This window comes from Candidatus Aminicenantes bacterium (genome assembly GCA_026393795.1).
GTDB lineage: Bacteria > Acidobacteriota > Aminicenantia > UBA2199 > UBA2199 > UBA2199.
On record JAPKZL010000288.1, the window covers coordinates 1 to 11,679 of the forward strand.

The following is an 11,679-nucleotide window of genomic DNA, read 5'->3' on the forward strand; positions in this document are numbered from 1 at the left end:
GGACGGTAAAACTGCAAAATCAGGCTGACCAGCGTTGTTTTGCCCACGCCGCTGGGGCCGACGACGGCCAGATGTTCGCCGGCCATGGCCGTGAAGGAGATATCTTCCAGCACCGTGTCCAGGCTGTTGTATGAGAAAAAAACGTGCTTGAATTCCACCTCGCCCTTCAGCCGGTCCACTTTTATCCCTTTCCCGACGTTTTCCTCGGGCACCACGTCGAACAGGGCCGATACGCGCTCCAGGGAGGCGACGGCGTTCTGCCACTGGAAGTTGGCCGTGGCCAGGAATTGGGCCGGACCGTAGACGAAACCGACGTAGGATTGAAAAGCCAGCATCGAGCCTACGCTCCACTGCCCGCGGATGATCAGATAGGCCCCGCTGGCCAGGACGATCATGCCGGCAATGTCCGGGGCGGCGCCGATGGCCAGGTTGGCCACGGAGCCCAGGGTTTGCTGTTCCATGCCCAGCTGCAGCGAGGCGCGCAGCTTGCCCATCAACGAGTTCAGGGTCCGCTTTTCGGTGGCGAAGGCTTTGATCAGTGACGTCTGGGCCAGCGATTCCTGAACCGATTGAAAGACCTCGGCCTGGCGTTCCATGCCATGATGGCTCAAAACCCGCATCTTGCGGCCGAAGAAGCGCACCGAGATGAACATCAGCGGCAGCACGACCAGCACGGCCGTGGCCAGGCGCCAGTTGAGGTAAAGGAGGAAAAAAACGCCGCCGCCGAAGCGCAGCAAGGAAGTGAATATATATACCATGGTGCTGGAAAAAAACCAGCGCAGGCCGCCCACGTCGCCCAGCAGTCGCGACATCAGGTAGCCGGTCTCCTTGGAATCGAAAAACGATTTGGGCAGGCTCAGGGTACGGTCGAACAGGGCCTGCTGGATATCGAACAATACTTCCTGCTCGAAGCGGGTGAAAAAAAACTGTTGCAGGATACCAAAGATAGTCCCGGCTGCTTTGATGCCGGCCAGGAGCAAGATCACCCCCAGAAGCAGCGAGAGCCGCTTGCCCAGGATGACCTTGTCGATCAGGTAGCGGGTGATCAGCGGGCCGGGAAAGGCCAGCAGCGAGGTCAGCAGGATGAGCAGCGCTCCCAGTGCACCCTTGCGCCAATGGCGTTTGATGAAAGGGACCAGGTTTTTCAGATTGGCCCGCAGGCGGTCTTTTTTTGGCCCGATAGCCAGTTTGTCTTCGGGCAGGCGGCGGCTCAGAGCGCCTTTCAGGTATGCGAACCAGGAGTTCATCTATTGGGATTATAGCTCATTTTGGGTGAAGAGTGAAATTGACAAACAAAGAGATCCCCCCTTTATCCCCCCTTCAGTAAGGGGGGAAATGAGAAGAAAAATCAATATAAGAAATTATTATTGAGCTATCTTGCATGTTTTTAACCCCCCTTACCCAAGGGGGGTGGCGAAGCAGCACAAACTATCCGCCGACCCTGGTGGATATAGTTTGTCTGTCCCTTTAGGGGCCGGGGGGATATATATCTTGAGGATGAGCTTGTTTTTCGGCTATTTTACTTTTGGCCCGATGACAAAATCATAAGGCCTTCGGAACCACCAGCGCTTGCTGTCCACCCAGCAGCTGGCCACAGTCCTGTCTTTGTGAATGTATTTGACCAGCGGTCCGTCCTGGGTTTCAAAATAAATCGTTTCAATTTTTGGCCGCCAGAGCCTGGCAATAATGCCTGTTTTTTTCAGTAGGCGATAAGGTTTTCTTAAAAAGAACTTCATAGCTCTTATGATATGTAGCCGGCCATGCAGTACCCTGGCCCAGATCAATCCTATCCTTCCGTTGCAAACTTTGTGAATTTTTCCTTTGCGCTCGTAATAGGTTACTTTGCCGATGAGATTTTCTTCCGTCACTGGTTCATCGTCGTTTTGAGGGTTGTTATCTCCGCGGGTAATCGAAGTATTATCCGATTTATTTACTATCCGGTGGACAAGCTTCTTATCAATTAATTTTGAATCTTGACTTTTAATGACAAGAATATCGCCTTTATTTAGTTTTTTTAAAAATATACTATTTACAAATAAATTGTCACCCGGTTTGAAAGTTCCTTTCATACTATTGCCAGAATAAATCAGAGAATTTTTTATGTTTTTAGTCAACATTGATCTTTTAGTCGAATTCATAAAAAATTAGATTTGAAGTGATTGACTAATTGTTTTCTGATCAACTTCTCCTTTCTTTAGATAAAGGTTATAGACTGGTGTTTGTTTTACAACTTCATAAAGAAGGTTGAACAAATCGATTCTCATTTTTTTTGGGATTATTATGGAATTTATCATGTGCTCATTCCATATGAATTCCAGTATTTTTTGGGGATTGGCTTTTTTTATTCGAAAAAAATGTGATTTATGAATAAGAAAAATACCTCCCAATGGAGCCGATTTATTTCCACACGAGATTGTGCCAAAAGGTGTTGCATGTATATGTATTCCTTTTTTGTTTTTTTTAAGAACTATTTGGTCATCATTCAATATGTTTTCTTTATTAAACTGGGAAATCGTTGTTGTTTTGCCCCCCTCGTCAGGAGCCAGAAATAAGGCTGCTTTTTTCTTGATTATGACAGAAGCTCCATGCATGAGCATCGAAGAATACTTTGGAAAACTCCCCCAGATTAAGTTTCTGAATCCAGCCAAAAATGCTATATCGCTAAATGTTTTTTCTTTTTCCAATGGATAAAAAACATAAAATTCGTTGGTATTGAAGTTTTGAATCAGAATTCTTTTCCAACTAAGATCAATGAATGATAATTCTGGAAAAATCAAACAGTTTTGGATTACTTCGCGTATTTGTGGAAAGCATAAAGCTTTGCTTTCCAACCATCTTTTCGGAAAACCAATACTTTTTGATAATGCTTCTTTTTCAAGTTTTGTTAAGCGGGATATGTGATGCGAGTTCTGGTCTAGCAGGAAAAAATAAAATATTGCACGAAAATTTTCTTTCCGGCAATAATATTGTGAAAATTTTTCAGTTTCTAATAATGGGATTTTTATATCGCTTACTATTTTTTGTTGCAAACCTCCTAGTCTTTGATAATAAACTTCCACTTTTTATTAAATTTGTCAGTTTGTTTTAATGTTTATACATTTTGATGTGCTCCCGAAATACAAATCGTTGCAGCACTTGCCCCGGTATTGCAAGTTGGAGTGTTCACATAACCTCCAAATGAACATAATGGCTTAGCAGTGTCGACATTCGATCCAGGGACGCAGGTGGCTTCATAAGAGGGGCCATTAACACAATTCGCATAAGGATATGTCCCTGCTGTGCATTCTCCTTGAGTATGCACTTGTCCACTCACGCTTAAATTTGATAAATCTTTTGAAATGGGCGATTCATAAAGAAGTTTTTTTGATTTTTTTATCATAATTTATCCTCCATTTTATTTGTTGATTCTATTTTGGGGAAAGATCCCTAATCTGTTTGATTCCTCACAAAAAAAATAAGATGATGTGAGCTTCCCTGATTGATGATAATTGTTGGCAATGCAGCTGCCAATGCAACTATCACGAAAAATGCAATTTCCGCATATGCCTGTAAAACTTGAAGGGATTTGATCTCTTAATTCCATGAAAAATTTATGGTTAATCCAAACATTTTTAATATGATCCGTTCCGATGTTACCGCAAACAAGTTCCGGAACTGTTACGCCGATCCCGCATAATGCCATCTCGCCTCCTGAAAGTATTCCCAGAATGTTTTTTATTGCGCACCGGTTCATGCTGTCATTCAGAAGTTTTTTTATTGGAAAAAATGCTTGGGGTATATCAAAATAAATCGAGATAGGATATTTCTTTTTTATCTTTGCTTCAATTTTGTTGAAAAGCAAGATCAATTCTTTTACAGTTAATCCATTGTCTGAATAAAAAACTTCACCGCGACCTGATTGTTGTATATGGTTGAATTTGACTGACCCGCAACCCCAGCCTACGGCCATTCTTATTATGTCTTCCAGCTCTGTGACATTGCCTTTGTGCAAGGTACAAATGATCTGTGGGTGAAATCCAGCCTTGGCCAGTGCCTTGATGCCGGCAACGGCATTCTTGAAAGAACCATTGACCCCGCGCAACTTATCGTGGGTTTCGGCTCTGGCGCCATCGACCGAAACAGAGATAAAGTTGAAATGCGGCTTTGATTTCAGGAATCGGGCTATTTTATCATCGATCAAAGTGCCGTTTGTCTCCATGATCATGCCAATGTTTTCTGATTCAATATAATCAACGATCTCGCAGAACTGGGGATGCAGCATAGGCTCGCCACCGGTCAGTTTCACCGATTGCAATCCCAAAGGCTTGGCTTCGGCTATAGCTTTTTTAAGATGTTCGAGTTTGAGGAATTTACCGTTGTTATTATCGGCCTGATAATCGGGCTCGATCCAGCAATGGCGGCAGGTCAGGTTGCAGGAGCCGGCAATGTACATGTAGAGCGAGGTCAGCGGCGGCACGCCCTCGGGAAGATCGAGCTTCCGCGTCGCGGCCGGCATGGCTTCTTTTTTCAACAACTCAGGCTCGCAGCCCATAACTCGCTCCTGTTTCTTTCAAGAAATTCTTAAAACAATCCTCGGGATTGGCGCGGTTGAAGTCTCCGGTCAGCTGCTGGGCCAGCCCGGGGCAACTGCCATTGCAGTACTTATTCCATTCGCAGGTTTCGCACCCCGCGACCTCATTCGTGGGGATGCTTCTCCGTTCACGCAGTGCGATCAAGGTTGGATGATTATACCATATGTCAAGTAGGGAGTCACTGCAGATGTTGCCCATCACCAAACCGGGCAGCATGCAGCAGGGGACGACCGAGCCGTCGTGGAGGATGTCGATCTTGGAAAACACGCAGCCGCAAGCGGTCAGGTAGCCCATGGACCAGGTATGAGGATTTTCGCCCGTGCGCCGGGCATGGACCATCTCGGCGTACATCTTGCGCTTGGCTTGCGGGCCGGCTTGGGCTTTGAGGCGGCCGGGGTAGCGCCGTTGCAAACGGCCGATCATGGCCATGGCTGCCATTTGTTCTTTGGGGGACAGGGACATGTCCGCGTCGCTGCGGCAGCCCGAGCCGATGGGCATGGCCTCGTTGTTGCCGAAGGAGTTCAACCCGATGTCTTCGAGAAGCAATTTGGCGATATTTTCAAGGTCGTTGAGGTTGTGGCGGTTGATGGTCACGCGCACCGCCAGAGGGAAATTGGCCTCTTTTAGAACTTTTAAACCGCGGATCGCTTTGTCAAAGGAGCTTGGGCGGCTCTGGTTGTGAATGGCAGCAATGGAGCCATCGATAGAGATCTGTATATAATCAAGGCGTAACTTCCGTTTCCCTTGTTCGAATTTTTTCAGCAGCTTTTCGTCAATCAGGGTGCCATTGCTCAGGAGGTTGTAACGCATGCGGTTAACGATAATCCCGTCGATCAGTTCGAATATATCGGGACGCAGCAACGCTTCGCCGCCGGTCAAGGAAACATCCATGATGCCGATCTTTGCCAGCTCGGCAAAGAATTTTAGCCAGGTGGCGGTAGGCAGGTCCTGTAAACCTGCCATCTCGTTGGCATAAAAACAGTAATTGCACTTTAGGTTGCATTTGCCGGTGATGGAGATGCTGACGCTTTTGGGCGATGGCAATTTATTGATTTTACGGCTTGAATTCAAATTTATTTCTCTTTATTTCCGGGGAATTCCCAAAAAACCGTTGGACCGCATATCGTCGACAAAGGTCTTGACTTGCCCTTCGACTTCGGCTTCAGGCACGCTGTCAAATGTCTTTTTTAGGGCGGAAATAATAGCCGGCAAATCTTTTTTACCATCGCAGTGCTTCCAAATGAACAAGCCGGTGGTGTTGATCACCCGGATCTGGTTGGTATCGGGGTTGAAGAGCAGTGCCCCGTCCGGGTCTTCTTCGCGGAGGACTACGTCAGGGTTGCGAACGAGCAAATTTTTGATTTTTTCATTTGGCATTCACGCATTCTCCTTACGATTAAACAAGTATATACAAGAAAAATTTAGTTGTCAACAACTCAACGTCCATTCACCCTGGTTATTGCAATTTCATTTGATTCCCCTTAGACTCCCATCATGGGTAAAGTCGATTTTTCTATCAGTTTCTTATCAGTTCGTATCCCCGTCAGCTTTTCTTTCATCACATGCCCGAACCGTGTTTGGGTGCAACCACTTCATATGCGACAGGCTTTCATGGCAGAATTCAATGGTTTTATGGAAGCACTGGCCCAAGCCTTCCTGCGCTACGGCCGAGCCGATGCGTATCAGTGCTACTTCAGTTCCTCGGAGCTGTCCGTGCTCTCCCGAGAGGAGATGGGAAGGCTTGCCCGGATTGATAGCCGAGTTCGGATCTGTCCGCTCGATCTCGCTTGGCCCAAAAAGCCCCCGAGGTGCGACGTACTATACATGGAGACTATTCAGCCTGAGCGGGAGCTCGTATTTCGCCGGTGGCTGGAACGAGACTACCCGGTACCGGTGACCCGCAACACCTACACGATCGCGACCCGGGGGCATCTCCGCGAGCTACTCGACGTCTGCCTGCTAAACCTGGGTGGACGCCCGTTCGACGCCCTCGTGGTGCTCTCCCACGCGACAAAGGCGGCGGTGGAGGTCCTCATGGCTGATGTAGCTGACCTCTCTGGGGGCGCTCTAACCTGGCGCGGGCGAGTGGAAGTCATCCCACCGGGCTTGGAGATGGAGGCCTTCGAACCTATCGATCGGCTGGAGGCCCGCCGAGCACTTGAGCTGCCAAGCGATACCGTTATTCTCCTGTCGATTGCCCGCCTATCCAGTTCGTCGAAAATGACCTACAGCCGCATGCTCGATGCCCTGGCGAGAATCCAGTCACGGACCTCTCAACGTGTACTCTTGGTGCTCGCCGGTGCCGGTTCGAACCAGGAGGTAATTGCTCTGGAGGCGGCAATTGCCGCACGCGGGTTGGTCGGCTTGGCGATATGCCGGCCGAACTTCGCCGATGGCGAGAAGGTCGCTTTGCTGTCCGCGGCTGATATTTTCCTTTCCCTTAGTGACAACCTCCAGGAGTCGTATGGAATTTCCCTGGTCGAGGCGATGGCCGTCGGGCTGCCGATCGTGTGCACCGATTGGGACGGGTACCGTGACATCGTTCGTCCGGCAGTGAACGGGTTCCTTGTGCCGACGACATGGGATGTGCAAGACAGTCTGATTGGGGAGATGGATGTCTTCAGGCATCCCTATAGCCACGAGACGATTCAAGCCATCGCCCAGTCGATCTCCCTGGACGAGGCTTTTCTCGATGAACACCTGCTGCTGCTCGTGGAGAGGCCGGAGCTGCGTTCGAGCTATGCCGAGCGCAACCGGACGGAGGCTCGTGAGCGTTTTAACATCCGCCATACTGTTGAGAGCTACGAGCACCTTTGGCAGGAACTCGCAGCCGTCGCAGCTAGGGACTCGTCACAGTATCGAAATCTGGCTCCGGCACTCACCTATGACTACTCGAGACACTTTCGGTCGTATCCGACCCGTACGACGATCTCGAGTGACCCGGACGAGCACCTCCCTTGAGCCCTTGGGAGCAGCCTCCACGGGCATCTCCTCGAGCGCATGGAGCCAATTTATTATTTAGGAATGTTCGTTCCGCGTGTATTAAAATGAAAGAACGGCGTGCCATGCCCTTGTTGTAGTTGTGCAAGCAACAAGGAATGTGTTATATTTATTTTGGCGGAGAGTTGAAAAATTGGCTGGAAAGTTATTAATTTGAGCAAGAAAATAGTGCGCGATTGCGAGTCGGCTCGGGAAAAATTCCAAGCGTTCGAGTTTGCCTATCATGTCATGCGGCCGGATGATCTAAGATACCTGCGCGAGCAGTCCTCTGTCTACAAAAGGGCTGTAATGGCGGTCCAGGAGCTTATATTGCCCGCCGTGCGTAAGAATTGTCCTCATTGCCCTTATGGGACGTGTTGCCGCCTCAGTTCGCCTGAGCTCAGCATCTATATAGCCGGCTCGGTCGGCTGCTTCAATTTGACCGATTATTTGCTGACTCGCTGCGGCTGCGAACTGCCTGAGCCAAATTTTGCTAACAACCGAAGAAACCTGTGCGCTTTCTGGGACAATGACTGCCGTTTGCAGCCGGACTGCCGCAGCCTGCTGTGCCTGCAGTTCTTTTGTGAACCGCTCCGTCGCGATTTGGACATGGATTTGGTCAACAAGCGTGTGGCTGCAGCGCAGTCCGTTGTCAATAATTTCTCAATAGGTCAACTGTTGCAAAAACAGCACCGCTAACGCCGGGGAAAAACTAAAATAAGGAAAGATATTGAAAAATATACAAAAAATACTATAATTGATATGAGAGAAATATGAAAAATACCGCTAAAATGAAAAAACCTGTATACCAAAAACCGAAAGCGGTGTCATTATCCGGGGTTGCCCAGGGGGCGTGCAGAAACGGATCGACTGATGGTGGTAAGTGCGATGTCGGCGCTAGTGCTGGGAATAATTGCAAAACTGGAGAAACTGTATACAGCGGGAAATGTGGTACAGGCGGAACTCATAATTAATTTCCGACCATCAAAAAAAAAATAAAAGCAGTAGCCGAATTAAAAATAGTCGACGGATTCAGATGGGATTTTTATGGCAGGGGGAAAAATTCTTCTCTCCTTATTTCACGTCTTAAACGCGTGTTGGGGATAAACCGGGAAGTGGCAACGGCTCTTGCGGTTCACAAAACCAGGCAGATCACTAAAATATCGATCAATGTTTCACCGGAGGAGATCCGCTGGAAAGATTTGCCTGTTGAACACGATAATGAGATTCCTTGCCTGGTTGGACCTTTTTCCACGTCGGAAAAGATGGCCTTCCAGCTGGAGCGCATTTCTCGGATCGTGGCCAACGCTTCTGAAAAGAAGGGTGGCCTCCTGGTGCACGGGGCGCTGGCCGAACGGAAGGGCGTCGGGGTGATCCTGGCCGGGCCCGGGGGCGTTGGGAAGACTACCGCCAGTATAAAATTGCCACCTCCCTGGTGTGCTCTCAGTGATGACAATGCCCTGATCGTTAAGGCTGCTGATGGAACTTATTGGGCCCACCCCTGGCCGACCTGGAGTCGATACAGGGAGGGAGACATGAGCGGGTCCTGGGATGTCCAAGCCGCCGTAAAGCTTGGGCTGATCTGCATGTTGTCCAAAAACAAAAAAGATCATATTTCCCAACTACCCATTCGCCAGGCCATCAGCGAACTGGTCGATGTCAGCGGCCAGACATTTGCAATCCTGGCCAACGGGATGAGCATGGGCGCTCTCCGCCGCATTAATAAGATGCGTTTTCACAATGCCATTGCGGTCAGTAAAAAGATTCCTGTTTGCCGTTTGGAAATAAGTCTTAGCGGCAATTTCTGGGATGAAATTGAAGGATTCTTGAATGCGCCGGCAAAAATGCATAAGATGAAAGGGTGAAAGCCAGGACCCTGATTACAATTTTTGTCATTCAGCCTGCGGGAAGCAGTAACCTGGTCCGATCTGTCCTGAAGGGGAAGCGGTGACCATGAGCGATCTTGTCGCGGAAATCAGGGATGAAGGGTTCTCGTTGACGGCGCCAGTGGTCATGGAACTGGTTGAGGCCATGCATGAGAAAGGCGCTTCATTCAGGTTTCAAGCCAAAGGCTACAGCATGACCCCGGCTATCCGCGATGGCGACCTTATTACCGTCTCGCCGCTGAAAGATATCCTGCCTCAGCGCGGCGATGTCCTCGCTTTTCGTCACCCCGAGCGGCCGCAGATGCTGGTCCACCGGGTCTTGCATAAGCGGGAGAAGAGGTATTTCATCAAAGGTGATAATTGCCCTGCAGCCGACGGCTGGATATCGGTGGAAAACATTCTTGGATTAATCACCAAAGTGGAGCGGCAGGACCGGGCCCGTTTCTGGCCGAACCGTTCATCATCTTCTTTCTGGACGAATTTCTATCTAGTCTTTTATCCTCTTTGGCCTCCGGTACGCCGGATTTTGGCCAAGGCCATGCGTCGCCTGCGCAGAATGGTCCACCTGGGAAATTGAAAAAACCATCCTCTTCCGATGGCGAATGCGGCCGTTTCTGTCAAGTGGGCCACGACCAGACTTCCCGCAAAAACAGCAATAACAGTTTAAATATTTTTTGCCCTGGTCTTGAGAAGCAGCTCGCGGCGCCGGGTTTCGGGGAAGCGCTCGATGGCGTAGCGCAGGGTTGTGCGCGGGATGGCCGGGCCGTGCGTGAGCAGAAAGCGTTCCAGCCTGGCCATGTCGCGCTTGCCGGCTTCGCGTAACACCCAGCCGTTGGCCTTGTGGATCAGGTCGTCGGCGACCGGGAAAAGGGCAACGGCTTGGTCGTAGATGATATCCAGGAAGCCCTCTTTTTTGGTCAGTTTGAGAAACGATACGATCGACGCCCGCTTGACCCAGCGGTTGGGATGGCCGGTCCAGGTTTTTATATCCTTGACCAGTTCAGGGTAACGGAGGAGCAGTGTGCCCATAATCTCCGGGCAGAAGATATCGACCGAAGCCCAGTTGTCAAGAAAGTCTTTAGCCAGCCATTGCTTGACCTGGGTGCAGAGTTCGCATGGAAATTCTTTTTTGAAGCGGACTAAAATCAAGGTGGCGATGCTCTTGGCTTCAAGCTCGGGCTTGGGGAAAAGGATAACGCACAGTTGCAGCGCCTGTTCAATGTGCCATGTTTTTTTTATAGCGAGGTACAATTCGGTGGCCAGAGCCCGGACTGCGGGCGAAGGTATGCCGAAGGAGCGCACCGTTTCCTTGAAATAATTCTGCACCTGGCGGGCCCTTTCCGGGTCAGCTTGGGCGCGCAATTTTCCCAGCGCTTGCCGGGCGATGGCCTGCGGGGTCAAAACGGCTGTCGGCATGGAACCCTCCTGTTTTCAATCATTTCCATTTATCATTTACTTTAATGATGGTCGTTCTTGCAAGTTTAACCGAATATCTGCAAATTTCACGGCAAACGGGCAATGGCGACAGAAATCGTGGGTAAATTTTCGCAGCATATCCTTTCTTTTTATTGATGCAAGCAAGGTTTCGAGGCGCTCATCCGCTATGTTTCCGAAACTGTACTTTTGATAATAGTCATGGCAACATAGATACAAATTGCCGGCCACTCCAATATAAAGGTTTTCAAAGTATCTGGCGGTGCACCAAACTTCGTCGCTGCCATGATCGACGGGCGGCCCGGCGATGTGATCGAGCATGCCAGCTCGGTTCATGACTCCTTGAAAAACAATTTTGACTGGGTAATCTTTCCAGAATTCTTTCATGCGGTTGAAATTATTGAGGTGAATGGCATCGCTTTTACCGTGAACGATGATGGCCATAGGAGGACCTTTTTCCCCTTGGTTTTTAAAAAGACGCGCTAAATTCTCCCGTATTTGGTTGATGTCGGCAGCGGGCGCTGAAGTGGCCTGCCGATACTCGTCGGGGTCGATGGCGGGAAGGTTGATGTGGAAATTAGTAATCAAAGGTTTTTCTCGGGATAAAAAATCGACCAGATCGGAAGTTATCCGGCTGCCGTTGGTGATAAACCAGTAATCAAAACCATACCGGCCGAGCATCCTGAGCCTGTCCTTGAAGAAAGGATCCAGTGTCGGTTCATTGTAGGCGGCAAAACTGACGGTTTTGAGCCGGGATTTGGGAATCGCGGCCGAGATATCTTTCAGGATGGCTTCAAACAGCCCCATGG

Annotated in this window: 13 protein-coding genes; 4 read left to right on the top strand and 9 right to left on the bottom strand. The window is 49.4% G+C overall.

Annotation, left to right across the window (positions count from 1 at the left end; translation table 11 throughout):
* From NTW95_14085 to NTW95_14115, 7 genes are all read right to left on the bottom strand, one after another.
* The coding region (locus NTW95_14085) for an ABC transporter transmembrane domain-containing protein (GenBank protein MCX6558537.1) at positions 1-1,247 on the bottom strand (1,247 nt) is incomplete at its 3' end.
* A gap of 267 nt (positions 1,248-1,514) precedes the next feature.
* Complete coding sequence (locus tag NTW95_14090; protein MCX6558538.1) at positions 1,515-2,069, bottom strand: signal peptidase I; 555 nt, start codon at positions 2,067-2,069, stop codon at positions 1,515-1,517.
* Between the two features lie 75 nt (positions 2,070-2,144).
* Positions 2,145-3,059, bottom strand: a complete 915-nt coding sequence (locus tag NTW95_14095) for a hypothetical protein (protein MCX6558539.1) — start codon at positions 3,057-3,059, stop codon at positions 2,145-2,147.
* 32 nt (positions 3,060-3,091) lie between these two features.
* Positions 3,092-3,379 carry a hypothetical protein gene (locus tag NTW95_14100; GenBank protein ID MCX6558540.1) on the bottom strand — a complete coding sequence of 96 codons (288 nt, stop codon included), beginning with the start codon at positions 3,377-3,379 and terminating at the stop codon, positions 3,092-3,094.
* A gap of 15 nt (positions 3,380-3,394) precedes the next feature.
* Positions 3,395-4,531, bottom strand: a complete 1,137-nt coding sequence (locus NTW95_14105) for a radical SAM protein (GenBank protein ID MCX6558541.1) — start codon at positions 4,529-4,531, stop codon at positions 3,395-3,397.
* A complete protein-coding gene (locus tag NTW95_14110; GenBank protein ID MCX6558542.1) occupies positions 4,515-5,615 on the bottom strand; it encodes a radical SAM protein in 1,101 nt (366 codons plus the stop codon). Before NTW95_14110 ends, NTW95_14105 begins: the two co-directional genes overlap by 17 nt.
* 39 nt (positions 5,616-5,654) lie before the next feature.
* Positions 5,655-5,948 carry a PqqD family peptide modification chaperone gene (locus tag NTW95_14115; GenBank protein MCX6558543.1) on the bottom strand — a complete coding sequence of 98 codons (294 nt, stop codon included), beginning with the start codon at positions 5,946-5,948 and terminating at the stop codon, positions 5,655-5,657.
* 117 nt (positions 5,949-6,065) lie between these two features.
* On the opposite strand from NTW95_14115, the gene NTW95_14120 reads away from it, so the two are divergent.
* From NTW95_14120 to NTW95_14135, 4 genes are all read left to right on the top strand, one after another.
* Complete coding sequence (locus tag NTW95_14120; protein ID MCX6558544.1) at positions 6,066-7,532, top strand: glycosyltransferase family 4 protein; 1,467 nt, start codon at positions 6,066-6,068, stop codon at positions 7,530-7,532.
* A gap of 192 nt (positions 7,533-7,724) precedes the next feature.
* Positions 7,725-8,249: a hypothetical protein gene (locus tag NTW95_14125; GenBank protein MCX6558545.1), complete on the top strand. Its 525-nt coding sequence runs from the start codon at positions 7,725-7,727 to the stop codon at positions 8,247-8,249.
* A 416-nt stretch (positions 8,250-8,665) separates the two neighbouring features.
* The gene (gene scmC / locus NTW95_14130; GenBank protein MCX6558546.1) at positions 8,666-9,415 is read left to right on the top strand and encodes a SynChlorMet cassette protein ScmC; all 750 of its coding nucleotides are present in this window, start codon (positions 8,666-8,668) and stop codon (positions 9,413-9,415) included.
* A gap of 88 nt (positions 9,416-9,503) precedes the next feature.
* A complete protein-coding gene (locus NTW95_14135) occupies positions 9,504-10,013 on the top strand; it encodes a signal peptidase I (GenBank protein MCX6558547.1) in 510 nt (169 codons plus the stop codon).
* Positions 10,014-10,099: 86 nt separating this feature from the next.
* Here NTW95_14135 and NTW95_14140 read toward each other — a convergent pair whose 3' ends face one another.
* Both NTW95_14140 and NTW95_14145 read right to left on the bottom strand, forming a co-directional pair.
* Complete coding sequence (locus NTW95_14140; protein MCX6558548.1) at positions 10,100-10,852, bottom strand: DNA alkylation repair protein; 753 nt, start codon at positions 10,850-10,852, stop codon at positions 10,100-10,102.
* Between the two features lie 36 nt (positions 10,853-10,888).
* Positions 10,889-11,679, bottom strand: a 791-nt coding sequence (locus NTW95_14145) for an SPASM domain-containing protein (protein ID MCX6558549.1), incomplete at its 5' end; no start/stop codon positions are given.